Here is a 25,477-nt window from a genome sequence, read left to right as displayed (position 1 = left end):
TACCTACGCCACACACGGGACGAATTGTTTCCCATCGGACACAAGCCGGCAAGCACGATCCGCGTGGAACCGCGCATTGGCCGCAATCAGCTGTGAATTGCCGGAGACGGATAGCGTGGGTGGTAGCCGCCGTTCAATCCAGATTGTGGTCGGCGAACATCTTCAGCCCGACGAAGCTCGCATCGGGCTTCATGACGAGGCGCGTCGGGATGTTGCGAAGATAGTCCTGGAACCGTCCCTTGGCCTCGAACCGCGCCCGGAACGCTGAAGCCGAAAGAAACTCCGGAAAACGCGGCGCGATTCCACCGGCGATGTAGACGCCTCCTCTGGCGCCGAACGTCACCGCGAGATTGCCGGCGACCGAGCCGAGGATGGCGCAAAACAACTCCAGCGTGGCGCGGCTGTGCTCGCAAGAACCGTCCAGCGCCGCCTTGGTGATCCCGGCGGCATCGCGCTGCGGCACCTGGGCTTCGTCGACCTCGGCCATCGCCTCGTAGAGGGATTGCAGGCCGGAGCCGGACAGGGCGCCGCGCTCGATCGAGACATGGCCGAAGCGCCGGCGCATGGAGGCGATCACGCGCTCTTCACGCTCGTTCTCGGCCGGGAGGGTGGCGTGACCGGCCTCGGTGACGACGGCCAGCCGCGAGCCGTGGCGCTCGACCAGGCATGAGACGCCAAAACCGGTCCCGGGCCCGACCACCAGCAGCGGCTCCCCGGGCATGCCGTCCTGCCCGCCGAGCGGGATCAGGTCGGCCGGCTGCAGGGCGGGCAGGGACCAGGCCACCACCTCGAAATCATTGAGCACGTGGACGCTGTCGAAGCCGAGCGCGGGCTGCAGCTCGTTGCCGTCGATCACCCACGGACTGTTGGTCATGACGCAGCGGTTGTTGGTGACGGGGCCCGCGACGGCCAGGACGGCCCTGACCGGCTTTTCGCCGCCGGCCCGACGCAGCACGTCGCTGATGGCCTCGCGGACCGTTGGATGATCGGCGACCTTCACATAGTCGATTGGTCCGATCTGCTCGCCATTGCTCAGCGCGAAGCGTGCATTGGTACCGCCGATATCGGCGAGAAGAATGTTTCCGGTCTTGCCGATACTCATGATCATCTCGCTGCCGTGGCCGTGCGGCCGCGACAACGTGTCCTCCTCCACTTCTTCGCCCCGAGCCGCATGGCGCGAGCGACGCAGAATCCGTCCTTGGGGGCGGCTAGTCAACACGGACGAACCGAAAGCGTTGCATTCAAGGACGGTGGTTGCGAAGCCGCACGGGAAGATCGACACTAGGGCTGCGGCGGCGCCAATTGCGCCGGGCGGACGACATGGGGTCTCGATGAAGATATCCGACCGCGATGTGCTGCTGGTGATCGACGTGCAGAACGATTTCTGTACGGGTGGGGCGCTCGCCGTTCCCGGCGGCGAGAAGGTCGTTCCCGCCGTCAACAGGATCGCCCAAAAATTCGCCAATGTGGTGCTGACCCAGGACTGGCATCCCGCTGACCACGTCTCGTTCGCGCCGAACCATCCGGGCAAACAGCCGTTCCAGTCCATCGAGCTCGACTACGGCACCCAGGTGCTTTGGCCGGCCCATTGCATGCAGGGTACGGCCGGCGCCGAATTCCACGGGGAGCTCGACGTCGTTAGTGCAAGCCTGGTGGTGCGCAAAGGCTTCCGCCGGGGGATCGATTCCTATTCGGCGCTGTTCGAGAACGACCACAAGACGCCAACCGGCCTGCTCGGCTATCTGCGCGAGCGCGAGCTGAAGACCGTCTTCGTCGCCGGCCTCGCGCTCGATTTTTGCGTCCGCTTCTCTGCGGAGGATGCGCGCAAGGCAGGCTTCGAGGTTGCCGTGATCGAGGATGCCTGCCGCGGCATCGACCTCGACGGCTCGGTCGCGGCGACCCATCGCAGCTTCCGGGAGCTCGGCATTCCCACCATCAGCCTGGAGGCGTTCCTGTGAGGATCACGCGGTGATGGCATCCGAGAAGAGCGGCCGGCAGCCGGGCGGATCGGGACGTGGTCCCGACGATCCCGTGCTGTGGCCGTTAGCAGCGGCACGGTTCGCCATGGACGCCTGCTTCTGGTGGCTCGAGCGAGACCCTGTTGAGGCGGGTGAGAGCGAGCTCGGCTGGACCACATCAGGCACCGTGGCGCTGGAGCTCGCCACCATGCGGCTGCGCGACTGCGCGCGGACGCGATCCGGCCAGCCGGCCCTGGTCTGCGCGCCCTATGCACTGCATCGGGCCCTGATCGCCGATTTCGCCCCCGGCCACAGCGTGGTCCAGTCGCTGCTGCAGGGCGGGATCGACCGGGTCTATCTCACCGACTGGCGCTCGGCCTCGCCCGACATGCGCTATCTCTCGATCGACAGCTATCTGTCCGATCTCAACGTCGCCATCGACGAGATCGGCTCGCCCGTTGATCTGGTCGGCCTGTGCCAGGGCGGCTGGCTGTCGCTGCTGTATGCGGCGCGCTTTCCGGCCAAGGTGCGGCGGCTCGTGCTGGTCGGCGCGCCGGTCGATCTCTCGATCGAATCCAGGCTGGCACAGCTCGCCCGCAACGCGCCGAAGATCGTCTATGACCAGCTCGTCGCGCGTGGCGGCGGCAATGTCAGCGGGGAGGAGATGCTGAATGTCTGGTCGAAGGCGCCGGGCCCCGACGACATCGCGACGGCGTTGCAGAGAGACCTGCAGGACGAGGAGGGCGCGGCCCTGCTCGCGCGCTTCGAGCGCTGGAACACGGAGACTCTCAATCTGCCGGGCGCCTACTATCTTCAGATCGTCAACTGGATCTTTCGCGAGAACCGCATCGCATCAGGCCGTTTCACGGCGCTCGGCCGTGTGATCGACCTGAGGGACGTCAAGGGGCCGGTCTTTTTGCTGGCAGGGCTCGACGACGATGTCGTGCCGGCCACGCAGGCGTTCGCCACGGCCAGGCTCGTCGGTACGCCGCCGGCCTTTGTTGCAGCTCGCTCCGAGCCCAGCGACCATCTCGGTCTGTTCATGGGCGCGCGGACCCACGCCCATGCCTGGCCCCGGATCGCCGAATGGTTGCTCAGCGACCTCTCCAGCGCGCTGGCGCGCCGCGCCTGACATCAGGCGTGGCTTGCAAACCCGTTATGCATGATGGCGGATGGCCTGCACGGGGCCCGGTCGATGGGTTACATATGATCCGGAACCAACTGCTGCGGCCGCGACAGGATCAAAGGTACTGCGCTCGATGAGCTTTCACTCGATCTACGCCCACGGATTTGCGCGCGTTGCGGCCTGCGTCACCACCTCCCATGTGGCCGATCCCGCGGCCAATGCGAAGGCCATCGTGGCGGCGGCAAAGGCTTGCGACGCGCAGTCGGCCGCGGTCGCCTTATTTCCCGAGCTGTGCCTTTCAGGCTATGCGATCGAGGACCTCGTCAAGCAGGATCCACTGCTCGACGCGGTCGAGCGTGGGCTTGCCTCGATCGTCGAGGCTTCCTCGGGCCTGATGACCGTGTTGATCGTGGGCGCGCCGCTGCGGTTCGGCCATCGCATCTACAATTGCGCCGTCGTCATCCATCACGGGAATGTCCTGGGCGTCGTGCCCAAGAGCTATTTGCCGACCTATCGCGAATTCTACGAGGGCCGTCATTTCGCCTCCGGCGCCGGCATCGCCGGCGAGATGATTGCGTTCGGCGGGCTGCATGCGCCGTTCGGGACCGACCTGCTGTTCTCGGCCGAGGACGTTCTCGGCCTCACCATCGGCGTCGAGATCTGCGAGGACATGTGGATCCCGGTGACGCCGGCCTCCGAGCTGGCGCTCGCGGGCGCCAGCGTGCTGGTCAACCTCTCGGGCAGCCCGATCACGATCGGCCGGGCGCGTTCGCGCGCGCTGCTGTGCCAGTCGACCTCGGCGCGCTGCCTTGCGGCCTATGTTTATTCGGCGGCTGGGGCAGGGGAATCCACCACGGACCTCGCCTGGGACGGCCAGACCTCGATCTACGAGAACGGCGTGCTGCTCGCCGAGGGCGAGCGTTTCCGCCAGAATGGGCAGATCACGCTCGCCGACGTCGATCTCGACCTGCTCAGGCAGGAACGCGCCTTGATGGGCACGTTCGACGACAATGCCCGCCAGCGCGAGGGCTTCTATCGCAAGATCAGCTTCGCCCTGAAGCCGCCGGCGGCCGATATCGGCTTCCTCCGCAAGGTCGAGCGCTTTCCGTTCGTACCGAGCGATGAGAGCCTGCTCGAGCAGGATTGCTACGAGGCCTACAACATCCAGGTCGCCGGCCTCGTGCAGCGCATGCGCGCCACCGGTACCAAGCGCGTTGTCATCGGCGTGTCCGGTGGTCTCGATTCCACCCATGCGCTGATCGTGGCGGCCAAGGCCGTCGACCTGCTCGGCCTGCCGCGCGAGAACATCCTCGCCTACACCATGCCGGGCTTTGCCACCGGCAGCGAGAGCAAGACCAATGCGCTGGCGCTGATGAAGGCGCTCAAGACGACCTCGCAGGAGCTCGATATCCGCACCACGGCGACGCAAATGCTGAAGGATATCGGCCATCCCTTCGGCAAGGGCGAGAAGGTCTACGACGTCACCTTCGAGAATGTGCAGGCGGGCCTGCGCACCGACTATCTGTTCCGGCTCGCCAACCACCATGGCGGCATCGTCATCGGCACCGGCGACCTCTCCGAGCTTGCGCTCGGCTGGTGCACCTACGGCGTCGGCGACCAGATGGCGCATTATAATGTCAACGCCGGCGTGCCGAAGACGCTGATCCAGCACCTGATCCGCTGGGTGATCGCGTCAAAGCAGTTCAGCGGCGATGTGAACGGAACGCTGGCCTCGATCCTGTCGGCCGAAATCTCGCCGGAGCTGGTTCCGGTCAAGCCGGGGGAGAAGCCGCAGAGCACCGAAGCCTCCATCGGCCCGTACGAGCTGCAGGATTTCAACCTGTTCTACACGCTGCGCTTCGGCATGCGGCCGTCCAAGATCGCGTTCATGGCGTACCAGGCATGGAAGGATGTCGCTGGTGGCGAATGGCCGCCGGCGTTTCCGGCCGACAAGCGGCGCGCCTACGATCTTCCCGAGATCCGCCGCTGGCTGGACGTGTTCCTGCGCCGCTTCTTCGCCTTCAGCCAGTTCAAGCGCTCGGCGATGCCGAACGGACCGAAGGTCTCGGCTGGCGGCTCATTGTCACCACGCGGCGACTGGCGCGCGCCGTCGGATTCGAGCGCTGCGGCCTGGCTCGAGGATCTCGAACGGAACGTGCCGAAGTGATCTGATCGGGCAAATACTGATCGAGAATGGCAGCCCAAAACGACTTCGCACCGCACGGCTGATCAGGCCGGCGGCGCGAAATCACGTTCAATCTCAAAAGCACGAGGTCCGGAGTGCCTAGGAGTCCGGACCTCGTAACCTTGCCCCAGCCTTTAGATCCCCCGCCCCAGATGGTCCCCCAACCCCGTGGTGCGCGATCAGAAGGTGATGCCCTTGGAAGGCCGCCGATCGATGTCGTGCGATGTACGCGAGATCGAATTAGGATTCCATTCCGGATCACTACGGACTGAAAAACACTTGATCTCGCGCGGAGATGCATGCGTCTGCACACGCCGTATTTGCCGCTGCACGAAATCAATGCAAGCGCGCGACGGGATGTCCACATCTCGTGCGGCTTGCGGAACCTGCATTTCACCGGCCTGTCATTGAACTGGTCTAGCGCTGCTCCCGTCATCGTCGACGTCAAAGGAGCAAGCCATGTCGAAGCCGGTGTTGGGCGCCGCACTGTCCATCAAATCGATCCCCGCCCACCGCGACTGGCTTCTCGAACGACAACGCGACCTCGAGGTTCAGGATTTCTTCCGCGCCGATCTGCTCGATGGCGACTGGCGCACGCCCGCCACCGAAATCAAGCAGATGCTTTCGGGCCATACCGGCCGCCTCGGCATCCATGGCCCGTTCTGGGGCTTCAAGATCGACAGCCATGATCCGATGATCCGCCAGGCGGTGACCAAGCGCCTGCTTCAGGGCCTTGAAGCCGCTGAATTCCTCGGCGCGACGCAGATGGTGATGCATTCGCCGTTCACGACCTGGGACCACAACAATCTCGATCTGTATCCCGACAACCGCGCCAACATCGTCGAGCGCGTCAAGGCAACGCTGGCCGAGGTGATCGCGCGTGCCGAAGCCATCGGCTGCGAACTGGTCATCGAGAACATCGAGGACAAGGATCCGCGCGATCGCGTCCGTCTCGCCAAGGCGCTCGAAAGCAACAAGGTCCGCGTTTCGCTCGACACCGGCCACGCCAACTACGCCCACATCTCCACCGGCGCGCCGCCGGTCGACTATTACGTCGAGACCGCCGGCGACATGCTGACGCATGTGCATCTCCAGGACACCGACGGCTTTGCCGACCGCCACTGGGCGCCCGGCGAAGGCAACATCCCCTGGGTCGCCGTGTTCCGTGCGCTCAGCCGGCTGACATCCAATCCGCGCCTGATCCTCGAGCTTCGCAATCACGACGACGTTCGCAAGGGTGCCGCCCATCTCGCTGCGCTCGGTCTCGCCGAATAACCGCCATCACAGGGCAGGGGTCATCATCATGAGCAAGTTCACCCGTCGCACCATTCTGAAATCCGGCGGCGCTGCTGCCGGCACGCTGTTGTTGCCGCGCTTTGCCATCGCGCAGGGCGACAACCGCCCGTCGGTGACGATCGCCGTGCAGAAGGTGACCAACGCCAACGTGCTCGACGTACTGCGCGAGCAGTCCAATGTCGGCGAGCGCGTATTCTTCTCTTCGATCTGGGAAGGCCTGATCTCCAAGAACTGGCGCGGCAATCTCGAAGCGGTGCCGGGTCTCGCCACCGAATGGCGCCGCATCGACGATCAAACCGTCGAGGTGAAGCTGCGCCAGGGCGTGAAATTCCACAATGGCGACGAACTGACTGCCGAAGACGTCGTCTTCACCTTCAGCCGCGAGCGCATGTTCGGCGAGACCGAGGCCAAGAGCCGCACCACCATCCAGGCCTTCGAGAAGATCCCGATGCCGAAGCCGGGCAAGGAGCTGCCGCCTGACGTGCCCGCGGTCGCGCGCCGTATCTGGCCGGACCTGGTGCGGGTCGACGCCGTCGACAAGTACACGGTGCGCTTCTACAACGCGACGCCCGACGTCACCATCGAGGGCCGGTTGTCGCGCTATGGCTCCGACATCGCCAACCGCCGCGCCTGGGATGAATCCGCAAGCTATCTCGACTGGGCGCGCAAGCCCGTCACGACCGGACCCTACAAGGTCGTCGAGCTCAAGCCCGACGTGTCGCTGACGCTGGAAGCCCACGACGAATATTGGGGCGGCCGGCCGCCGCTCAAGCGCATCCGTTTCCTCGAAGTCCCTGAAGTCGCGAGCCGCATCAACGGGCTCTTGTCCGGCGAATACCAGTTCGCCTGCGACATCCCGCCGGACCAGATCGCCGGCATCGAGAAGAATTCCGCGTTCGAGGTGCAGGGCGGCACCATCCTCAATCACCGCCTGACCGTGTTCGACAAGAACCACGCCGTGCTCGCCAATCCGCTGGTGCGCCGCGCCTTTACCCACGCGATCGACCGCCAGGCCATCGTCGACAGCCTGTGGGCCGGCCGCACCCGCGTGCCGAAGGGCCTGCAGTGGGAGTTCTACGGCGACATGTTCAACGCCGACTGGGATGTGCCGGCCTACGATCCCAAGCTCGCGCAGGATCTGTTGAAGCAGGCCAACTACAAGGGCGATCCCATTCCGTATCGCCTGCTCAACAATTACTACACCAACCAGGTCGCGACCGCGCAGGTGCTGGTCGAGATGTGGAAGTCGGTCGGCCTCAACGTCCAGATCGAGACCAAGGAAAACTGGTCGCAGATCATGGAACGTGCGCCGACCCGCGCCGTGCGCGACTGGTCGAACTCGGCCGCGTTCAACGATCCGGTCTCGTCGATTGTTGCCCAGCATGGTCCGAACGGCCAGCAGCAGCAGATCGGCGAGTGGACCAATGCGGAGCTGAACAAGCTCTCGGAGTTCCTGGAGACCTCGACCGACCGACCCGCGCGCAAGAAGGCGTTCCGACGCATGCTGGAGATCGCCGAGCGCGAGGATCCCGCCTACACGGTACTGCACCAGAACGCGACCTTCACAGCCAAGCCGAAGTCGATCAAGTGGAAGGCGGCCCCGGCGTTCGCGATGGATTTCCGCGCCGGCAATTACGAGGCGTAAGGCGTGGCGCCGCTGGTCAGCATCCAGGGCCTGAGCGTCGCGTTCAACGGCGTGCCGGTCCTGCGCGGGGTCGATCTCGCGCTTGGCAAGGGCGAGGCGCTCGGCCTCGTCGGCGAATCCGGCTCCGGCAAGTCAGTGACCTGGCTTGCGGCGCTCGGGCTCCTGCCGCGGCATGCAAAGGTCTCGGGCTCCGTTCGTCTCGACGGACGTGAGCTCCTGGGTGCGCCAGCCTCCGAGCTCGACCAGGTGAGGGGCGGGCGCGTCGCGATGATCTTTCAGGATCCGGCAAGCGCGCTCAATCCGGTACTGACCATCCGCAAGCAGCTCTGCGAGGCGCTGGCCTTGCATCGCGATCTCTCGGGCGAGGCGATCAAGGCCGAGGCGTTGCGGCTGCTCAATCTCGTCGGCATTCCCGATGCGGCGCGGCGACTGTCCGCCTATCCGCACGAATTCTCCGGCGGCCAGGTCCAGCGCATCATGATCGCGATGGCGCTCGCCGGAAATCCTGACGTGCTGATCGCGGACGAGCCGACCACCGCGCTCGACGCGACCATCCAGGCGCAGATCCTCGAGTTGCTCTCCGTCATCCGCAGCGAGATGAGCATGGCGATGGTCCTGATCAGCCATGATCTCGGAGTTGTCGCTGAAAACTGCGACCGCGTCGCCGTGATGTATGCCGGCCGCATCGTCGAGCAGGCCCCCGCCAACCAGCTCTTTGCCGATCCCGTGCATCCCTATGCGCAGGGCCTGATCGGCGCCTTGCCGCCGCTCGACGGGCCGCGCCGTCGCCTCACCGCCATTCCCGGCACAGTGCCAGATCCCGCGCACATGCCCGGCGGCTGCGCCTTCGCGCCGCGCTGTGCGCTTGCAGCCGAACCTTGCGGCGCCGCGGTCCCAACCCTGGCACCGATCGCCGATGACCGCGCGGTCGCCTGCATTCGTGCCGAAGCCTCGCGCCGCGCACTGCTCGGGATCGCCGCCGAATGAGCGCGCCGCTCGTCGAGGTGTCCTCGATCTCGCGCAGCTACTCCATGCGCTCCGGGATGTTCGGCCGTGCTACGGCGGTACATGCCGTCGACGGAGTGTCGCTGACCATTCCCAGGGGCGAGACGCTCGGCCTCGTCGGCGAGTCCGGTTCGGGCAAGTCGACCACAGGCCGCATCGTTCTCGGCCTCGAGCCGCCTGATCGCGGCGAGGTGCGGTTTGACGGAAAGCCGATGGCCATGCTCGGGACCCAGGCGTGGCGCGCGCAGCGGTCGCGGATGCAGATGATCTTCCAGGATCCGCTTGGTGCGCTGGACCGACGCCTGCCGGTCGCGGCCCAGATCCGCGAGCCGCTCGACATTCACGGCGTCGGTAAGGCCGCCGAGCGCGAGGATCGCGTCCGCGAATTGCTGCGCGCGGTCGAGCTGACGCCAGCGCATGGGGCGCGCTATCCCGGCGCGCTCTCCGGCGGACAGCGTCAGCGCATCGTGCTGGCGCGGGCGCTGGCGACGAAGCCGGATTTCCTCGTCTGCGACGAGCCGGTCAGCGCGCTCGATGTCTCGATCCAGGCGCAGGTGGTGAACCTGCTCTGCGATCTCCAGGCGCAACTCTCGCTGACGCTGCTGTTCATCAGCCACGATCTGCGTGTCGTCAGGCAGATCAGCAATATCGTCGCGGTGATGTATCTCGGCCGCATCGTCGAGATCGGAAACGCCGACGATCTGTTTGCGCGCCCCGAACATCCCTACACGCAGGCGCTGGTCTCGGCGTCCCCCGCGCCGGGCCGCCGCAGCGCGGGCCGCATCGTGTTGTCAGGCGATCCGCCGAACCCGGCCGCGCGTCCTCAAGGCTGCGCCTTCCATCCGCGCTGTCCGCGCGCCGTCGCGCGGTGCGCGAGTGAGGTGCCTGTTCTTTCCGCTGTCGGCGGTGACAGACAGGTCGCCTGCCATCTCGTGACGGGGCCGCAAGTCCAGACACAGGACGCGGCGTGATGGGTCGCTATTTCGCCATTCGCATCGGGCGCGCGGCGCTGACGATCGTGCTCGTCGTCACCTTTGCGTTCGTCGTGGTGCGTCTCTCCGGCGATCCCGCGCTGATGATCCTGGGACCCGAAGCGCCACCGGAAGTCCTCGCCGCCTTCCGCAAGGCCTGGGGGCTCGATGATCCCATCTGGTTTCAATACCTCGATTACTTCGGCGCCATCGCCAAGGGCGAGCTCGGCCGCTCCATGCGCGACGGACGCCCTGCGATCCAGCTCGTGCTGGAGCGCATTCCGGCGACGTTGGCGCTGACCTTGCCGGCCTTCTTCTTCAAGGTCGCGCTCGGCATTCCCGCTGGCATCTACGCCGCGCTACATCGGGGCTCGGCGATCGATCGCGCCGTGATGATGACGGCGGTCGCCGGCTTCACCGTGCCGAGCTTCGTGCTGGCGCTGCTGCTGGTGCTGGTTTTCGCCGTGCAGCTCGGCTGGCTCCCATCGGGCGGGCAGGACAGCTGGCGCCACGCCATTCTGCCGATCGCAACGCTCAGCCTCGGCGGCGCCGCCGTGCTGGCGCGCTTCACCCGCAGCGCCATGCTGGAGGTGCTGGGCCAGCCCTATATCCGCACGGCCTCGGCCAAGGGCGTGCCGTGGCGCAAGGTGGTGACGTCGCACGCGCTGCCGAACGCGGCAATCCCGACCGTCACCATCCTCGGCTTCATGGTCGGCACGCTGATCGCGGGCGCCGTCGTGGTCGAGAGCGTGTTTGCCTGGCCGGGAGTAGGGCGGCTTCTTGTCGTTGCGGTTGCCAATCGCGACCTCGCCGTCGTGCAGTGCATTTTGCTCCTCGTCGCGCTGACGATGGTCACGTCGAACCTGGTCGTCGACTTCCTTTACGGCTTCCTCGATCCGCGCCTCCGCGCCAAGGGAGCGCACGCATGACCGACGCGACGCTGAAGGACAGCATCGTTCGCAAGCGCTTTAGCTTCCCGGCGATCCCGGTCTCGGTCGCACTTGCGGTCACCTGGATCATCGCCATGCTCGTCATCGCAGCCTTCGCCGAGAAGTTCGCGCCCTATGGCTACACCCAGCTCGACCTGCGCAACCGGCTGTCCGCACCCGGCAATGTCGCGCATTGGCTCGGCACCGACGAGCTCGGCCGCGACGTGCTGTCGCGCCTTCTCGTTTCCATTCGCATCTCGCTGCTGATCGCCTTCGGCGCGACCGCGATTTCGGCCGTGGTCGGCACCACGCTCGGCTTCCTCGCCGCGCATTTTCGCGGGGCCGTCGAGCAACTGGTGCTGATGCTGACCGACTTCCAGGCCAGCATGCCGTTCCTGATCATGGCGCTCGCCGTGCTCGCCTTCTTCGGCAGTTCGCTGCCGCTCCTGATCGGCCTGATGGGCCTGTTCGGCTGGGAGCGCTACGCCCGCATCGCCCGCGGCCTCGCCATCTCCGCCAACGCGCAAGGCTACGCCGCTGCCGTCCGCCAGTTAGGGGCCACGCCGGCGCGGATCTATTTGCGCCATATCCTGCCCAACATCGCCTCGACCCTGATCGTTTCGACCACGCTGGTGTTCCCCGAGGTGATCCTGATGGAGTCGGGCCTGTCCTTCCTCGGCCTCGGCGTGCAGCCGCCGATGACCAGCCTCGGCAACATGGTCGGCTATGGCCGCGAATATTTGACCCGGGCGCCCTGGATCATGCTGGCGCCGGCGACCACGATCGTGGTCACGACGCTGGCTGTCTCCGTGATCGGCGACTGGCTGCGCGACCGGCTCGATCCGACATTGCAGTAGGGCTCATATCTCGTGTCCCGGACGCGCGAAGCGCGAGCCGGGACCCAGCTGGCCACAGCGCTCGCCGCCACATGGGCCCCGGCTCGCGCTTCGCGCGTCCGGGGCACGTGAGAGACCCCGCGCCCGGAGCAGGGGAGCCCTGTCCGGCCCAAGTTCCCGTTGCGCGCGCCCATCCCGTGCGCTATCCGGCCGGAAAGGCCTGAGGCGGCTCCAGATTTTCCCGCCCGGCCGATCCAAACCCGAGGACGGAAACCGCCATGCCAGCCTATCGCTCCCGCACCACCACCCACGGCCGCAACATGGCGGGCGCCCGCGGCCTCTGGCGCGCGACGGGCATGAAGGATGCGGATTTCGGCAAGCCGATCATCGCCGTCGTCAACTCCTTCACCCAGTTCGTGCCCGGCCACGTCCACCTCAAGGACCTCGGCCAGCTGGTCGCCCGTGAGATCGAGCAGGCCGGCGGCGTCGCCAAGGAATTCAACACCATCGCCGTCGACGACGGCATCGCCATGGGCCATGACGGCATGCTCTACAGCCTGCCGTCGCGCGAGCTGATTGCCGACAGCGTCGAGTACATGGCCAACGCGCACTGCGCCGACGGCCTCGTCTGCATCTCCAATTGCGACAAGATCACGCCCGGCATGCTGATGGCCGCGCTGCGGCTCAACATTCCCGCCGTGTTCGTCTCGGGCGGCCCGATGGAAGCCGGCAAGGTCAAGCTGCAGGGCAAGACCAAGGCCGTCGACCTCATCGACGCCATGGTGGCTGCGGCCGACTCCAAGGTCAGCGACGAGGACGTCAAGGTGATCGAGCGCTCGGCGTGCCCGACCTGCGGCTCCTGCTCGGGCATGTTCACCGCCAACTCGATGAACTGCCTGACCGAGGCGCTCGGCCTGGCGTTGCCCGGCAATGGCACTGTCGTTGCCACCCATGCCGACCGCAAGCGCCTGTTCGTCGAGGCCGGCCACACCATCGTCGATCTCGTCCGCCGCTATTACGAGCAGGACGACGCATCCGTCCTCCCGCGCAATATCGCGAACTTCAAGGCGTTCGAGAACGCGATGACGCTCGACATCGCCATGGGCGGCTCGACCAACACCGTGCTGCATCTCTTGGCGGCCGCTCATGAGGGCGAGGTCAAGTTCACGATGCAGGACATCGACCGGCTATCGCGTCGCGTCCCCGTGCTGTGCAAGGTCGCACCTTCGGTCGCCGACGTCCATGTCGAGGACGTGCATCGCGCCGGCGGCATCATGGGCATTTTGGGCGAGCTCGACCGTGCCGGCCTGATCGACACCTCTGTTACGACCGTGCACGCGCCGACCATGAACGAGGCGCTGGAGCGCTGGGACATCAAGCGCTCGAAGAGCGAGGCTGTCCGCACCTTCTATCGCGCCTCGCCCGGCGGCATCCCGACCCAGGTCGCGTTCAGCCAGGACCGCCGCTACGACGAGCTCGATGCCGATCGCGAGAAGGGCGTCGTCCGCAACATCGAGCACGCCTTCAGCAAGGACGGCGGTCTTGCCGTGCTCTACGGCAACCTCGCGCAGGACGGCTGCATCGTGAAGACCGCGGGCGTCGATAGCTCGATCCTGAAATTCTCCGGCCCCGCGCGCGTGTTCGAGAGCCAGGACGCAGCTGTCGAAGGCATTTTGGGCGGCAAGGTCGTTGCCGGCGAGATCGTGGTCATCATCTACGAAGGCCCGCGCGGCGGCCCCGGCATGCAGGAGATGCTGTATCCGACCAGCTATCTTAAATCGATGGGCCTCGGCAAGGCCTGCGCGCTCGTCACCGACGGCCGCTTCTCCGGCGGTTCGTCCGGCCTGTCGATCGGCCATCTCTCGCCCGAGGCGGCCGAGGGCGGCAACATCGGTCTGGTGCGCACCGGCGACCGCATCGCCATCGACATCCCGAACCGCAGCATCAATCTCGAGGTCTCCGACGAGGAGCTTGCGAAGCGCCGTGCGGCGGAAGAGGCGAAGGGCGATGCCGCCTGGCAGCCGGCCGCGCGCAAGCGCAACGTCTCGACCGCGCTGCAGGCCTACGCCGCGCTCACCACCAGCGCTGCGCGCGGCGCGGTGCGCGAAGTGAAGCGGCGTACGACGTAAGACAGTCGGCATGATTGCGAGCCTCGCGCTCGCGCATGGTCAACAAGTTCTGAACGGCCGGCGATATCAGGCCGTTCGCATTAAGGATGCCTCAACGAACTTCGGCAGCCCTGGATTTTGCGGCGTATACTGATGCGACCTTCGCAAATCCATTTTGGGCAACTGGGGCACCACCAATATGTCTCGTACTCTTGCTGTTGTTTTCGGAACAGTCGTCGCTGCTATCGCCATGACGGGTGCGGCCTCCGCCGGCTGCTACAATTGCTACGCGCCGCCGCAGCCGTGCCAGACCTGCTATCAGCAGCAATACGTCGCGCCGCAATACCGCACCGTCGATGAGACCGTGATGGTGTCGCCAGGCGCGACCGTCGCGCACCGTACGCCCGCGCAGTATCGCACCGTGATGGTTCCGCAGACCGTGATGGTGGCGCCGCCCAGCGTCCAGTACGAACAGATCCCGCCGCAATACGCCACGCGCCAGCGCGTCGAGATGGTCTCGCCGGGCTATTCCTATTACGCGCCGGTGCAGCCGGCTTGCAGCCATTGCGGCTACTGAGCCGGCGCAGGCATAAGACCAACGCAACATCAGGACGTCGCGCGGCGCTCGAAAGGGCGCCGCGTTTTCTTTGCGGCAAAGCCAAACGAGGCCCGGAAACGGAGGCGAATCCAAACCGGGCCTCGCGACCAGCGACGCCCTGGGCGGTGTCGCCAATGTCAGGGATGGCTGAGGGTCGACGGCGAATGGAATCGACCCGAAGTGGTTCCAAGCCTAGAGAACCAGCCTGACACGCGCCTGACAGGGCGCCCTTGCCGGCGAGGTCGCTGCGAACAGCCCTAACTTCGCGTTGCCTTGCGCCACCGACTACGTTAAGCGACAGCCAGGTCTGGAAGGGTGGCCGAGTGGTTTAAGGCACCGGTCTTGAAAACCGGCGTGCCTGCAAGGGTACCGTGGGTTCGAATCCCACCCCTTCCGCCAAATCGATCCGATCGGGGTCGGTCGGGCTTGCCGGGCAGGTCATTGGTGAATCAGACGTTTAATCCGGGCTCGCTCGACAAGCTGAAGCTCCGCATTCAGGCGTTGCGGGCCAAGACGATCGCCAATGGCTGCACCGAGGACGAGGCGCTGTCTGCCGCCGCCAAGGTCGCCGAGTTGCTGGATCGCCACGATTTGTCGCTCTCCGACGTCGAGCTGCGCGCCTCGCCGTGCGAACGGAGGGTCTTTGAGACCCATCGCAAGAAGCGAATTCCCCTGGACGACTGTATCGGCGCGATCGCTCATTTCTGCGATTGTCGGGTCTGGCGCGAGAAGAACGCGGCCGGCGAGAACAGCTATGTGTTCTTCGGCCTCGGCGCGGATGTCGAGGTCGCGCATTACCTGGCGGAGTTGATCGACGGCGCCGTGCGCGCCGAACTCGGCCGCTTCAAGACCTCGGTCGATTATGCGAGGTTCCGGCACCAGCAGCGGCATCTGGCCAATGCCTCCTTCGCGCTCGGGATGGTGGTGTCCATCGCGAACAGGCTGGTGGCGATCAAGGCCGGTCGCGATCAGGTCAACGAAGGCACCGGCCGCGGTCTGGTCGTCCTCAAGACCTCGGTGGTCGATGCGGAATTCGACAAGCTCGACCTCAATCTCAGAAACCGGCGCAGCAGCGGCCGGATGGTGTCGATGACGGCCTATGAGGCAGGTGGCGCCGCCGGAGCGTCGCTCGCCATCAATCCCGGCCTTGGCGGCAAATCGGGGACCACTCCCAAAGGGGGCTGAACCCCCGGCCGCAGCTGAGAACGCGGTGACGTCATTCCAGTTCATCAGCCGCCCTCTGCCGTCCATGCCGCCCGCGAGACACTATCGTTTTCCACACCCACGATCGGCAGTAGCTCGCGCGCGCTCTGCAACACCACGAATCGATAATTTGACTCTCGGCTGTGCCGAGTTTCGATGCCGGCATGAGTGTGCGTGTGATCAAGCATGAAGCCGTGCCCGGCACTGGTAGCTTCGAGGTGCGCTTCGTCGATGGGCGCCGAAGTCGATATTTCTATTTCGATGACCTTCCGTCACGAAGGCTGCGGCCTGGGCAAGTGCCTCGCGAGCAAGCGCTCGGTTGCGCGAGAATGTTTGCGCGGATCATGCGGGGGTTGATCCAAGGGTGGGGCGCCTGACCCTGGTGCGTTGCTGACGTCTGCCGGCGCGCCGATTGGCTCAAAGATCGAGCCGCCGAAAGACTGTCCGCGTTCCAGCAATTCGCAACAACAATCTGAACGGGTATCTGCATAACTTTCGCCTTGCAGCAAACCTTGGGTAGCGCATACCTTGATTGCACGTCACGTCCAGCAGCCGTGAATGGAGTTAGCACAATGAGCACGGGCATTGCGCTGCGTCTGGGATTGGTCTTCGGGATATTGACCGTCGCTGCGACGATCGCGGATCGCGGTTCGGCGCAACCGGCCGCGTCGCAAGTCGTCACGGCGGAGTTTTGCAAGAAGCCTGCTTCGGCTGCAGCGGTTGCGGAGACTGGTGGAATGGCTGGCACCTTCATGCTGCGATGCGGCGCGCGGGTGTCTGCGGGGACGTTCCTGGGAGCGTTCAACTCCCCGGCGGAGGACGCAGTGGGGGACTGTGTCAAGCGCTGCACGGCAGATGGTCGGTGCCAGGCCTTTACATTGAGCAGTCCCGCCGGACCCATGGGGCGCTTCTGCGCACTCTACAGCGTGCCTGATGGCTATGTTCCCACCGAGGCATGGGTTTCCGGGGTTCGCATAGCCGCGCTTCCCGCGCCGGGCGATTCCCCATCCAAGTCCGCAGGCTCCGACCCCAAGGATCTCGAGCGAATGCTCAAACTGGTGTTCGGCAGCAATGGCCTGTTCAGCGATAACGGCTTGCCTTCCGGGGTGGGGGCGGGCGCCACCACGGCAACAAGGCCCGCGGAGTCCGACCTGCCGCCTTTAAGTGGCGTGGTGCCAACAGCCCCGCCGATCGCGCCGGGAGGTGACGTGAAGGCGCTGCAGCCGGTGTACTACGCAACGGATCGGCAAGCGGCGGCGCAAGGGACTGCTCCAGAAACCGCCTTCACAACCGAGCGTTCGAAGAACATCAGCTACGGCGTGTCGATCGTGAGCATTCCGAAAAACCACACCATCGGCAACGTCGAACGTCCGCACTTCAGCATCTTGAAGTTGGGCCGAGAGAAGGAAACCGACGCCGATCACTTTCGCATCAAGTCGATCACCCCGCTTGATCGCGCGGCGTTCGTAACCGAGCTCAAGGGGGGAGCTGAAAGCGTGCTCCTCTTCATTCACGGTTACAATGTTCCATTCGCCGATGCGATCTTCAAGGCGGCTCAAATCGCATACGATGCCAATTTCCCAGGCTCCGTCCTGCTGTTCTCCTGGCCGTCGGCCGGCGAGCTCGCCAAATACGAACAGGATCGCGAGAGTGCTCAATTCGCCGTGCCGCACCTCGCCCAGATCCTCACCCTGCTGTCCGGCGAGATCGGCAAGAAGGACGTCTACGTTGTCGCCCACAGCATGGGAAACCAGGTGCTGGTCGACGCGCTGGTGCAGTCCGCGCTCGCCAAGGCCAATCTCACCATCAATGAGCTCGTGATGGCAGCGCCTGACGTCGACCGCGACGTCTTCGCGAGCAAGGCCGATCAGTTCCGCTCGATTGCCAAGTATATGACGCTGTACGCTTCTGCGAGCGACAAGGCGCTGCTGGCTTCCGGACGACTATCGTTTGGCACCCGGCTCGGCTACGTGGGACCAGGTGGCCCAAACATATTTCCTGGAGTCGACGTGATCGATGTCACCGCGGTCGGCGACGATATGTTTGGTCTGGATCATGGCACGTTCTCGGGCAGTCGCGCGGTTTTGGACGATCTTGGACGTTTGATCCGGTCAGTCACCCACCTCAAGCCAAACGAGCGAACGCCGACGCTGAGATTGATGCCAGACCAGGCGCACGTCCAATACTGGCTGTACCCGCGATGACATATTCGGCTCCGCCGCCCAACGGCAGGAATTCCTGGCGCGTAATGTCCGGACATGCGCTGAATCACGCGTCCCCAGGGCATTGAGTATGGCGGACAATGGCTGGCGATCTACGTCGGAGACGAGGCGCGCGATGCTGCGCAAAGCCGCCGCCGGACTGGCTGCATTCGTTTCGCTGGAAGGCATCTCGCCGGCCGGCTTGGCTGCCAACGTTCCCGTTGATGCCAAAAGGACGAAGCTCAAGGTTTCGAGTTGCAAGGAAGTTGCCGATGTCGTGAAGAACACGATCGTGGAGCATCTGGGCGTGAAGCGCTCGGACGTGACCCCGACATCGACACTTCAGGAACTGGGCGCAGACAGCTTGGACCTGGTCGAGTTGGTGATGGCCTACGAGGAAACCCTCGGCATCGAGATTGCCGACGACCTGGCAGTGACGATGACATCTGTCGATAAGTCCGTCGACGCGATCTGCCGACTCAAGAAGCTGAAATAGTTGCTACCAGCGCCGCTCCTGCGGCTTCTTCGTCCCGGGCTGGACCTGCTGCTGTTGCTTGAATCTCACGCGCGGATTGATGTCGCACATCGTGTTCCAGCGGCCGGATGCCGAAGCCAGGCATTGCTCCCGGGTTTCGTACATGCACTCGCCAGGCCAGCCGAGATCGTCGCCAACGACACACCAGGGATAGTCGCGGTCTGCGTGCGCGGCAGGAACAGATCCAACAAGGATCAACAGGGCGAGGACTGCGGTGCGCATCTTAAGTCTCCAGCTATAACGCCCTCAAGGACGGTCTCAGAGGGCCGAAGCCAATGGCGGTCTGGGCTTCTGCCGGGCCCATAGCTACCAGAGCGGCCGTGGCGCGTTAAATCACATCAGCGGTCGCGGCGCTCATCCCGGGGCGCGCAAGCCGGACCGGTCCGTCGGCAGAAATTCGGAATAATCGCATTATGCCGGTGTTTTGCCCGACAGAGCAATCGGTTTTTGCGAAGCCGGGCACCTCGACGCATAAGGCCTTGATCCGACACGCATCCTCTACTGTGCATGGGGTTGTTTTCGGCGCTTGCGCGCGGGCGCTCGGCGGCCGCCAGTGGAACCTTCTCCTCACCGGCGCGTTATCTCGTCATGACTGAAGACATTTCCTTCCGACGCAAACCCCTGACACCTGAACAGCGCCAGGCCCGTGATGCTGCACGCCGGATCGAGGCGGAAAAGGCCATGCGCGAGCATGAGGAAGCGCAGAAGGCGTTTTACGCCAATCGCGAGCGGCTGAGGGCCGAGCGGCTGGCGCGCGAAGCGGCCGCGGCCAAGGCTTAAGCTCGAAACAAAGCTTAGGCTCAGTGCCGGTGGGGACGTCCCGGCGTCAGCACGACCCTGAGCGCTTGGACGGCAACAGCAATGACGCCGCGGGGCGGGGGCATCGCCTCGATGGCTTCGGCCGCCAGGCGGCAGTCGTCGGCGACCTTGAGCAGCCCTGATCGCGTGAGGTCCATGGTCGACAGCGCGGCCTGCTCCAGGCATACGCGCTCAAGCCGTCGAAATTCCCGAAGCTCTCTGTTCATGCATCGGCTCTCGATTTCCCGGAGGCTATGCCTGCGTGAGTCTGGTTAACAAATCGTAAATATGTCGTTTAGCGGATCACGCTGGTCCGGGGCTGACCGCTGCGGTCGCCCTCAGCCGCCCGCGGGCTTGACGCCGCCCGTCTTCGGCCGGAAGGTTCAAATAATCCTCAATTGGCAAGAACCGCGGAGATTCCAGTCCGGATCCCATCAGCGCAAAGCAAATGGAGCTGACCCATGACCACGTTCGACAAGCGCGAGCAGGGCTTTGAGGCCAAATTCGCCCATGACGAGGAGCTCATGTTCAAGGCCGCGGCCCGGTCCAACAAGATGCTCGGGCTCTGGGCCGCCAGCCAGCTCGGGCTCAGCGGTGATGCCGCGGCGGCTTACGCGAACGCGCTGGTCACGGACAATCTGGCGAACCAGACCATGGACGAGACCATGAACAAGGTGTCGGGCGATCTCGCCGCGAAAGGGATTTCGCGCGAGCAGGTTGCCCAAAAGGTCCAGGAGTGCCTGCATCAGGCGCTGGCGCAGCTCGAGGCCGCATCGCGGCAAGGTTAGCTGGCTTCAGCGCATTAGTCGGAAGGCTTGCGCGTGGTGACGTCGCTGAACCTGTCGACGAAGGCGATCCCGATCGCGGAGGCGACAAAGGTGATGTGAATCAGCACCTGCCACATCACGCCGCTCTCGGTGAGGCTGGCACGGCTCGAGCCGAGATTGCCGGCCTCGATGAAGGTGCGCAGCAGCGCGATCGAGGAGATGCCGATGATGGCCATCGCGAGCTTGATCTTGAGCACGCTGGCGTTGACGTGGCCGAGCCATTCCGGCTCGTCGGGATGGCCCTTGAGGTCGAGCCGGGAGACGAAGGTCTCGTAGCCGCCGACGATCACCATCACCAGCAGATTGGAGATCATCACGACGTCGATCAGCGCCAGCACGCTCATCATGATCTCCTGCTCGGTGAGATCGAGCGCGTGAGAAGCGAGGTGCCAGAGCTCCTTCAGGAACAGCACGATGTAGACGCACTGCGCCACGATCAGTCCGAGATAGAGCGGCAGCTGCAGCCAGCGCGAACCGAAGATGATCATCGGCAGCAGGCCGAGCCGCGGCGAGGGCGGGCGGGGTCCGGTGGTTTCAGGCTCTACCGTCATCTGGCGTCCGCGCATCTGGATGATCTCGTCCTCATGTACCCCGCCGGGTTGGCAGGTGGAAGACGCCACGCGGGTGCGCGGGCTTCAGGCCGTGCTGTCTCATGCTATCGTGCGGCCTGATCGGGGATCGGGGAGAGGCGGACAGTGCTGCGTGATGGCAAAAGGCTCGGTCAGGTCGCGCTTGTGAGTGCGATGATCCTTGGGTGGATCCTTGCAGGCGGAGCCACGGAAGTTTCGGCGACGCCGCTGACACCGTTCCGCTATGAGGACCAGGCCCAGCGCCATTGTCCCGGCGACAAGGTCGTGTGGCTGGATTTCAAGAAGGGCGTCTACTACCGCAAGGGCCAGAAGCTCTATGCCCAGGGATTTGATGGCAGCTACGTCTGCCTCACCGAAGCACGCGACAGTCTCTATCGTCGCTCGCCACTGGGGCTGCGCTGAAGGGCAGGGCTATTTCTGAGGCGGCAGCGTCACCGGGACGTGCGGTGTGGTGCTGATCACCCGGGGGCTTCCGTTGGGGTAGGTCCGGTCGCCGCGGATCAGCGATTCCAGGACCAGGAAGAATTTCTCGGAAAGCATGTGCGTCGCCTTCGTTGGTGTGGCCTCTCTGGAAATGAGTCGAGGCGCCGAACGCGGAAATTCAATCAACTAAACGGGAGCGGCACAATCCTGAAGCGGATGCGCATTGCTGCGTCGCAGTAGCGCAGCGGTCCGAACTATTGAAAAGCGTGAGTGCGGATTAGCCGAAGGCCAGGGCCACGAGGCTCGAGCAGAGCAGGACCAGACCGCCTGCGGTCAGTGCCAGAAAGCCGTCGGATAAGAGGTCATGGTTGCGCATGGGACACCTGCTGCTCTCGTCTTCGATGCTCGATCGGATTGATTAAAATTCTCCGAACGTGCCGCCTTGAAGAGGTGATGCAATGTCGCCCGCGCGAGTGCCTTCAGGCCCTCGTGCGGTAGCCTTCAAACGCATGGGCCAGGAAGATCCCCGCGCTTACCAGACCCATCAGTGCCGAAACCGTCTCGATCATCGTTAAATTCCAATCCCGCCCCTGCAGCTGAGAAGACGCGGGCGGCCTTGCACAGTCAAAAGAATTCCGGTGAAGCCGGCGATATCGGGGGTGGAGTGAGGTTTTGGCGCAACAGCTTGTGCAGGTCTGGCACAGAGGAGGCGGCGCCGAAGCCCTCTCGCCCCGTAGATCAACGGAGAATGCCGAACGTCCTGTTTACCATCCCAGCGCGAACCCTGTGGGCTCCCCATTTCCGCCGCGTTCGGGTTGCGTTATCGTTACCACCTCTGAGACGGTGGTGGGCCGCCTCGGAGTTCGCGGCCCGGAGGGTGCTCCCCGCAAGCAAGCGGGTTAGTGCCATCTCCGGCGAAGTGGTATTTGGGGCGAATGGGGATCCGACGGTCAGATTCGGTGGTGCGTGCCGCGCGGTGCGTCGCGGTGGTCTCGGCCTGCCTGGCGCTCGCCAATTGCGCCTCGTCCAACAAATTCGCCAGCCGGGTCGATCCGAAATACGGCGTGTCCTCGAGCCCGCGAGTCGTGGCCTGGGGTGATCCCGTGCCCAAGGGCGGTGGCACCTATCGCGTCGGCAAGCCCTACATCGTCGCGGGCAGGACCTACGTTCCGGAGGAGGACGTCAACTACCGTGCCGAGGGCATGGCGTCCTGGTACGGCGACGATTTCCATGGCCGCCAGACCGCCAACGGCGAAGTCTTCGACATGGGTTCGCTGACCGCGGCCCATCCGACACTTCCGATGCCGTCCTATGCGCGGGTGACCAATTTGTCGAACGGCAAGTCGCTGATCGTTCGCGTCAATGACCGCGGGCCCTATCATGGCAACCGCCTCATCGACGTCTCGAACAAGGCCGCCGAACTGCTTGAATTCAAAGGCAATGGTGTCGCCAGGGTGCGGGTCGAATATGTCGGCCGGGCGCCGCTTGAGGGCTCCGACGACCGCCAGCTGATGGCGACCTTGCGCACCGGCATTCCTGCGCCGTCGCCCTCGATGGTCCGGGTCGCCTCGGCGCGGCCCTTCCTGCCGGAGCTACCGTCGTCGAGCCGCGGCGCCATCCGCGGCGAGGTCCCGATGCCCGAAGGGCGGCCCTATAGCCTCGGCAGCACGTCAGCCGACGTCGCCTCGATCAACGCGACCTCCGAGATGTCGGCCTCGAGCCGCAGCCGCGGCCGGGCGATCCAGAATACTCGACAGGTGTCCTACGACGAGGACGGCCGGTATGCCGCCGAGAGCGGCTCCGACGGTGCCGCCGAGGCCCGCAGCATCCTCACCGGCCGCGGCCTGTACTGATCTCGCGCTGTCGCCGCCTAGCGCGAAGACGTTTCGCGCAAGAATCTGATCAACGCAGCGTTGACCTCATCGGGCCGCTCCTGCTGCACCCAATGACCGGCGCCGTCGATGATCAGCTTTCGCGTGAGGTTTGGCAGCACGCGCTCCAGCTCGTTGACGCGCTTGGCGCCGATCAGGCCGGTGATGACGGCGTCCTGCGCGCCCGCGATGAACAGCGAAGGCTGGTGGATCTGCGCGTCCTGCCAAGGCGCGGTCAGTTCCCAATTGCGGTCGAGATTGCGATACCAGTTCAGTCCGCCGCGGAATCCGGACTTGCGGAAGTTTTCGGTGAAGTGAGCGAGATCGTCCTCGCTCAGCCACGCGGGCAGCGGCTCGTCAGCCGTGGCGTGGCCGAGAAAGCCCTTGCCCTCCTGCACGAACATCGCAGCGTTGGGATCGGCAAGTCCACGCCCGCCGAGCACGACGCGCATGGTGCGGGCGACGTCCTGCTCGAACTCGGCCTCGGCGACACCGGGCGTCTGGAAGTACTGCCAGTAGAAATTGGTGATGCCGCCCTGGCGCAGCAGATCGAGCGGCCGGCCGCGTCCGCGGAACGGCGGCGGCACACTCAGGCCTGCGACCGCCGTGAAGATATCAGGGCGGAAGAGGGCTGAATGCCAAGCGACCGGCGCGCCCCAGTCGTGGCCAACCACCATTGCCTTGGTCTCGCCGAGCGCCTGGACCAGCCCGACCACATCGCCGACCAGATCCAGGATCGAATAGGCTGATACCTCAGGCGGCGCCGCGCTCTGGCCGTAGCCGCGCATATCGGGGGCCACGACGTGAAAGCCGGCGGCCGCCAGCGCCGGAATCTGGTGCCTCCAGGAATAAGAGAGTTCCGGCCAGCCATGGCACAGCACCACCAGCGGCCCTTGGCCGGCCTCGCGGATGAAGAGGTCGATCCCATTGGCCTTGATCACGCGCGTGGTGGACATCGCTTTTCCGCCTTGTTTCAGGGGTTTGGTCGAAAAACATCAGGTGCCACGATAGGGATGCGACGAGAATCGTGCAATCTCCGGGAGAGGCACCGATCCGCGTGTTGTTCGCCCCGGTTCCATTTGTTAGAACGCCGCTCTCAGGGCTTGGCCATGGCATTTCGTCTCATCTCGCTTCGTCACACCGGGGTCACAGCCGGAGTGCTGGCGCGCGGGTTGGTCGCAGCGGCGCTTGCCGTGAGCCTGAGCTGGGGCGGGGTGATTTACGCCGCCAACCAGAGCGTCCAGGGCGCCAAGAAGGCGGAGGACGCCGGCTTCGACGGCGACGCGCCCACTGCGATCCTGATCGAGGCTTCCAGCGGCAGCGTGCTGTTCGAGAAGAATGCCGACGAGCTGCGCGCCCCGTCCAGCATGATGAAGCTGGTGACCGCAGAGGTCGTGTTCAACGAGATCAAGAAGGGCGACGTCAAGCTGACCGACGAATACCGGATCAGCGAGAACGCCTGGCGCAAAGGCGGCGCTCCCTCCGGCGGTTCGACCATGTTCGCAGCCATCAACAGCAAGGTTTCGGTCGACGACCTCCTGCACGGCGCGATCATCCAGAGCGGCAACGACGCCTGCATCGCGCTCGCTGAAGGCATCGCCGGCAACGAGCGCATCTTTGCATCCGACTTCATGACCAAGCGCGCCCGCGAGCTGGGCCTGACCAAATCGACCTTCGCCAATTCCAACGGCTTGCCCGATCCCGGCAACAAGATGACGGTGCGCGAGCTCGGCATGCTCGCCCGTCACATCATCCTGGACTTCCCCGAATTCTACAAACTGTTCGGCGAGAAGGAGTTCACCTGGAACAAGATCCGCCAGCCCAACCGCAATCCGCTGCTGAATTCGCTGGAAGGCGCCGACGGCCTGAAGACCGGTTACACCAAGGAGGGCGGCTACGGCATGGTGGGCTCGGCGGTGCAGAACGGCACGCGGTTGATCGTCGTCGTCAACGGCCTGGAAGATCCCGAGGACCGCGCCACCGAAGCCAAGAAGATGCTGGAGTGGGGCTTTCGCAATTTCGAGACCCGCACCCTGATCGCGGCCGATCAGCAGGTTGGCTATGCCAAGGTGTTTGGCGGCGAGAGCCGCTCGGTGAAGCTGGTCGCGAAAGAGCCGGTGAAGGTGATGGTGCACAAGAGCGGCGGCGACAAGCTGATCGCGCGAGTCGTCTATAGCGGCCCCGTGCGCGCACCGGTTCAGGTCGGCCAGCAGGTCGGCGTGGTCAGGGTCTGGCGCAGCGGCAATATCGCGGTGGAGACACCGGTCTATGCGGCCGAGGCTGTTGGCACCGGCTCGACCATGCGGCGCGCGATCGACGGCGCCAGCGAGCTCGTGATCGGCATGTTCCGCGCGGGCGCCGAGAAGCTCTGA

The 25,477-nt window shown here is 64.9% G+C and carries 25 protein-coding genes and 1 tRNA gene; 20 read left to right on the top strand and 6 right to left on the bottom strand.

The genetic code is table 11. From position 1 onward, the window contains the following. Window positions 1–133: 133 nt before the first annotated feature. A complete protein-coding gene (glk, locus tag M2427_RS37380; protein ID WP_280711843.1) occupies window positions 134–1,102 on the bottom strand; it encodes a glucokinase in 969 nt (322 codons plus the stop codon). 229 nt (window positions 1,103–1,331) lie between these two features. On the opposite strand from glk, the gene pncA reads away from it, so the two are divergent. From pncA to M2427_RS37305, 15 genes are all read left to right on the top strand, one after another. Continuing rightward, entirely contained in the window at window positions 1,332–1,958 is a 627-nt protein-coding gene (gene pncA / locus M2427_RS37375; RefSeq protein WP_280711807.1) for a bifunctional nicotinamidase/pyrazinamidase, read from the top strand. A gap of 13 nt (window positions 1,959–1,971) precedes the next feature. After that, a complete protein-coding gene (locus M2427_RS37370) occupies window positions 1,972–3,090 on the top strand; it encodes an alpha/beta fold hydrolase (RefSeq protein ID WP_280711806.1) in 1,119 nt (372 codons plus the stop codon). 127 nt (window positions 3,091–3,217) lie between these two features. Next, complete coding sequence (locus M2427_RS37365; RefSeq protein ID WP_280711805.1) at window positions 3,218–5,251, top strand: NAD(+) synthase; 2,034 nt, start codon at window positions 3,218–3,220, stop codon at window positions 5,249–5,251. 477 nt (window positions 5,252–5,728) lie between these two features. Next, complete coding sequence (locus M2427_RS37360; protein ID WP_280711803.1) at window positions 5,729–6,544, top strand: sugar phosphate isomerase/epimerase family protein; 816 nt, start codon at window positions 5,729–5,731, stop codon at window positions 6,542–6,544. Between the two features lie 28 nt (window positions 6,545–6,572). Beyond that, window positions 6,573–8,210: an ABC transporter substrate-binding protein gene (locus M2427_RS37355; RefSeq protein ID WP_280711802.1), complete on the top strand. Its 1,638-nt coding sequence runs from the start codon at window positions 6,573–6,575 to the stop codon at window positions 8,208–8,210. A 3-nt stretch (window positions 8,211–8,213) separates the two neighbouring features. Then, window positions 8,214–9,197, top strand: a complete 984-nt coding sequence (locus tag M2427_RS37350) for an ABC transporter ATP-binding protein (RefSeq protein ID WP_280711801.1) — start codon at window positions 8,214–8,216, stop codon at window positions 9,195–9,197. Next, on the top strand, window positions 9,194–10,186 hold the full coding sequence (locus tag M2427_RS37345; RefSeq protein WP_280711800.1) for an ABC transporter ATP-binding protein: 993 nt from the start codon (window positions 9,194–9,196) through the stop codon (window positions 10,184–10,186). Before M2427_RS37350 ends, M2427_RS37345 begins: the two co-directional genes overlap by 4 nt. Next, window positions 10,186–11,115: an ABC transporter permease gene (locus M2427_RS37340; RefSeq protein ID WP_280711799.1), complete on the top strand. Its 930-nt coding sequence runs from the start codon at window positions 10,186–10,188 to the stop codon at window positions 11,113–11,115. Before M2427_RS37345 ends, M2427_RS37340 begins: the two co-directional genes overlap by 1 nt. Next, the gene (locus tag M2427_RS37335; RefSeq protein WP_280711798.1) at window positions 11,112–11,972 is read left to right on the top strand and encodes an ABC transporter permease; all 861 of its coding nucleotides are present in this window, start codon (window positions 11,112–11,114) and stop codon (window positions 11,970–11,972) included. The genes M2427_RS37340 and M2427_RS37335 overlap by 4 nt, the downstream gene beginning before the upstream one ends. A 257-nt stretch (window positions 11,973–12,229) precedes the next feature. Next, window positions 12,230–14,080: a dihydroxy-acid dehydratase gene (gene ilvD, locus M2427_RS37330; RefSeq protein WP_280711796.1), complete on the top strand. Its 1,851-nt coding sequence runs from the start codon at window positions 12,230–12,232 to the stop codon at window positions 14,078–14,080. A 229-nt stretch (window positions 14,081–14,309) separates the two neighbouring features. Continuing rightward, complete coding sequence (locus M2427_RS37325; RefSeq protein WP_280711842.1) at window positions 14,310–14,636, top strand: hypothetical protein; 327 nt, start codon at window positions 14,310–14,312, stop codon at window positions 14,634–14,636. A gap of 330 nt (window positions 14,637–14,966) precedes the next feature. After that, window positions 14,967–15,056: transfer RNA gene (locus M2427_RS37320), tRNA-Ser, on the top strand. A gap of 45 nt (window positions 15,057–15,101) precedes the next feature. Further along, entirely contained in the window at window positions 15,102–15,842 is a 741-nt protein-coding gene (locus M2427_RS37315) for a DUF2786 domain-containing protein (protein ID WP_280711795.1), read from the top strand. Between the two features lie 590 nt (window positions 15,843–16,432). Beyond that, a complete protein-coding gene (locus M2427_RS37310; RefSeq protein ID WP_280711794.1) occupies window positions 16,433–18,064 on the top strand; it encodes an alpha/beta fold hydrolase in 1,632 nt (543 codons plus the stop codon). Window positions 18,065–18,263: 199 nt separating this feature from the next. After that, complete coding sequence (locus M2427_RS37305; RefSeq protein WP_280711841.1) at window positions 18,264–18,557, top strand: acyl carrier protein; 294 nt, start codon at window positions 18,264–18,266, stop codon at window positions 18,555–18,557. Window positions 18,558–18,560: 3 nt separating this feature from the next. On the opposite strand, the gene M2427_RS37300 is transcribed toward M2427_RS37305, so the two are convergent. Further along, window positions 18,561–18,818, bottom strand: a complete 258-nt coding sequence (locus tag M2427_RS37300) for a DUF3551 domain-containing protein (RefSeq protein ID WP_280711793.1) — start codon at window positions 18,816–18,818, stop codon at window positions 18,561–18,563. Window positions 18,819–19,184: 366 nt separating this feature from the next. On the opposite strand from M2427_RS37300, the gene M2427_RS37295 reads away from it, so the two are divergent. Next, window positions 19,185–19,376, top strand: a complete 192-nt coding sequence (locus M2427_RS37295; RefSeq protein WP_280711840.1) for a hypothetical protein — start codon at window positions 19,185–19,187, stop codon at window positions 19,374–19,376. Between the two features lie 20 nt (window positions 19,377–19,396). Here M2427_RS37295 and M2427_RS37290 read toward each other — a convergent pair whose 3' ends face one another. Then, the gene (locus tag M2427_RS37290; RefSeq protein WP_280711792.1) at window positions 19,397–19,621 is read right to left on the bottom strand and encodes a hypothetical protein; all 225 of its coding nucleotides are present in this window, start codon (window positions 19,619–19,621) and stop codon (window positions 19,397–19,399) included. A 234-nt stretch (window positions 19,622–19,855) separates the two neighbouring features. Here M2427_RS37290 and M2427_RS37285 point away from each other — a divergent pair, with 234 nt between their 5' ends. Beyond that, window positions 19,856–20,182 carry a DUF1476 domain-containing protein gene (locus tag M2427_RS37285; protein ID WP_280711791.1) on the top strand — a complete coding sequence of 109 codons (327 nt, stop codon included), beginning with the start codon at window positions 19,856–19,858 and terminating at the stop codon, window positions 20,180–20,182. A 14-nt stretch (window positions 20,183–20,196) separates the two neighbouring features. Here M2427_RS37285 and M2427_RS37280 read toward each other — a convergent pair whose 3' ends face one another. Next, a complete protein-coding gene (locus tag M2427_RS37280) occupies window positions 20,197–20,772 on the bottom strand; it encodes a TIGR00645 family protein (protein ID WP_280711839.1) in 576 nt (191 codons plus the stop codon). A gap of 192 nt (window positions 20,773–20,964) precedes the next feature. On the opposite strand from M2427_RS37280, the gene M2427_RS37275 reads away from it, so the two are divergent. Next, a complete protein-coding gene (locus M2427_RS37275; RefSeq protein ID WP_280711838.1) occupies window positions 20,965–21,213 on the top strand; it encodes a hypothetical protein in 249 nt (82 codons plus the stop codon). A 9-nt stretch (window positions 21,214–21,222) separates the two neighbouring features. Here M2427_RS37275 and M2427_RS37270 read toward each other — a convergent pair whose 3' ends face one another. Then, window positions 21,223–21,351 (bottom strand): hypothetical protein, encoded by a 129-nt coding sequence (locus tag M2427_RS37270; protein WP_280711790.1) that lies wholly within the window; start codon window positions 21,349–21,351, stop codon window positions 21,223–21,225. 818 nt (window positions 21,352–22,169) lie between these two features. Between M2427_RS37270 and M2427_RS37265 the strand changes: the two genes are divergently transcribed. Beyond that, on the top strand, window positions 22,170–23,087 hold the full coding sequence (locus M2427_RS37265; RefSeq protein WP_280711789.1) for a septal ring lytic transglycosylase RlpA family protein: 918 nt from the start codon (window positions 22,170–22,172) through the stop codon (window positions 23,085–23,087). Between the two features lie 17 nt (window positions 23,088–23,104). Here M2427_RS37265 and M2427_RS37260 read toward each other — a convergent pair whose 3' ends face one another. Then, entirely contained in the window at window positions 23,105–24,061 is a 957-nt protein-coding gene (locus M2427_RS37260; protein WP_280711788.1) for an alpha/beta hydrolase, read from the bottom strand. Window positions 24,062–24,214: 153 nt separating this feature from the next. Between M2427_RS37260 and M2427_RS37255 the strand changes: the two genes are divergently transcribed. Next, the gene (locus tag M2427_RS37255; protein ID WP_280711787.1) at window positions 24,215–25,477 is read left to right on the top strand and encodes a D-alanyl-D-alanine carboxypeptidase family protein; all 1,263 of its coding nucleotides are present in this window, start codon (window positions 24,215–24,217) and stop codon (window positions 25,475–25,477) included.

Origin of the sequence: Bradyrhizobium sp. BR13661 (genome assembly GCF_029892425.1) — a bacterium.
Taxonomy (GTDB): domain Bacteria; phylum Pseudomonadota; class Alphaproteobacteria; order Rhizobiales; family Xanthobacteraceae; genus Bradyrhizobium.
Note: the sequence above shows the minus strand (reverse complement) of the source record. Positions and strands in the feature narration are given on the sequence as shown.

What these genes read in the sequence shown, in the direction of transcription:
- M2427_RS37265 (WP_280711789.1), top strand. Translation starts at nt 22,170, where the DNA reads ATGGGGATCCGACGGTCAGATTCGGTGGTGCGTGCCGCGCGGTGCGTC.
- M2427_RS37360 (WP_280711803.1), top strand. Translation starts at nt 5,729, where the DNA reads ATGTCGAAGCCGGTGTTGGGCGCCGCACTGTCCATCAAATCGATCCCC.
- M2427_RS37355 (WP_280711802.1), top strand. Translation starts at nt 6,573, where the DNA reads ATGAGCAAGTTCACCCGTCGCACCATTCTGAAATCCGGCGGCGCTGCT.
- M2427_RS37260 (WP_280711788.1), bottom strand. Translation starts at nt 24,061, where the DNA reads ATGTCCACCACGCGCGTGATCAAGGCCAATGGGATCGACCTCTTCATC.
- M2427_RS37300 (WP_280711793.1), bottom strand. Translation starts at nt 18,818, where the DNA reads ATGCGCACCGCAGTCCTCGCCCTGTTGATCCTTGTTGGATCTGTTCCT.
- M2427_RS37255 (WP_280711787.1), top strand. Translation starts at nt 24,215, where the DNA reads ATGGCATTTCGTCTCATCTCGCTTCGTCACACCGGGGTCACAGCCGGA.
- glk (WP_280711843.1), bottom strand. Translation starts at nt 1,102, where the DNA reads ATGAGTATCGGCAAGACCGGAAACATTCTTCTCGCCGATATCGGCGGT.
- pncA (WP_280711807.1), top strand. Translation starts at nt 1,332, where the DNA reads ATGAAGATATCCGACCGCGATGTGCTGCTGGTGATCGACGTGCAGAAC.
- M2427_RS37295 (WP_280711840.1), top strand. Translation starts at nt 19,185, where the DNA reads ATGACTGAAGACATTTCCTTCCGACGCAAACCCCTGACACCTGAACAG.
- M2427_RS37280 (WP_280711839.1), bottom strand. Translation starts at nt 20,772, where the DNA reads ATGACGGTAGAGCCTGAAACCACCGGACCCCGCCCGCCCTCGCCGCGG.
- M2427_RS37370 (WP_280711806.1), top strand. Translation starts at nt 1,972, where the DNA reads ATGGCATCCGAGAAGAGCGGCCGGCAGCCGGGCGGATCGGGACGTGGT.
- M2427_RS37325 (WP_280711842.1), top strand. Translation starts at nt 14,310, where the DNA reads ATGACGGGTGCGGCCTCCGCCGGCTGCTACAATTGCTACGCGCCGCCG.
- M2427_RS37345 (WP_280711800.1), top strand. Translation starts at nt 9,194, where the DNA reads ATGAGCGCGCCGCTCGTCGAGGTGTCCTCGATCTCGCGCAGCTACTCC.
- ilvD (WP_280711796.1), top strand. Translation starts at nt 12,230, where the DNA reads ATGCCAGCCTATCGCTCCCGCACCACCACCCACGGCCGCAACATGGCG.
- M2427_RS37290 (WP_280711792.1), bottom strand. Translation starts at nt 19,621, where the DNA reads ATGAACAGAGAGCTTCGGGAATTTCGACGGCTTGAGCGCGTATGCCTG.
- M2427_RS37270 (WP_280711790.1), bottom strand. Translation starts at nt 21,351, where the DNA reads ATGCTTTCCGAGAAATTCTTCCTGGTCCTGGAATCGCTGATCCGCGGC.
- M2427_RS37365 (WP_280711805.1), top strand. Translation starts at nt 3,218, where the DNA reads ATGAGCTTTCACTCGATCTACGCCCACGGATTTGCGCGCGTTGCGGCC.
- M2427_RS37335 (WP_280711798.1), top strand. Translation starts at nt 11,112, where the DNA reads ATGACCGACGCGACGCTGAAGGACAGCATCGTTCGCAAGCGCTTTAGC.
- M2427_RS37275 (WP_280711838.1), top strand. Translation starts at nt 20,965, where the DNA reads ATGATCCTTGGGTGGATCCTTGCAGGCGGAGCCACGGAAGTTTCGGCG.
- M2427_RS37340 (WP_280711799.1), top strand. Translation starts at nt 10,186, where the DNA reads ATGGGTCGCTATTTCGCCATTCGCATCGGGCGCGCGGCGCTGACGATC.
- M2427_RS37285 (WP_280711791.1), top strand. Translation starts at nt 19,856, where the DNA reads ATGACCACGTTCGACAAGCGCGAGCAGGGCTTTGAGGCCAAATTCGCC.
- M2427_RS37310 (WP_280711794.1), top strand. Translation starts at nt 16,433, where the DNA reads ATGAGCACGGGCATTGCGCTGCGTCTGGGATTGGTCTTCGGGATATTG.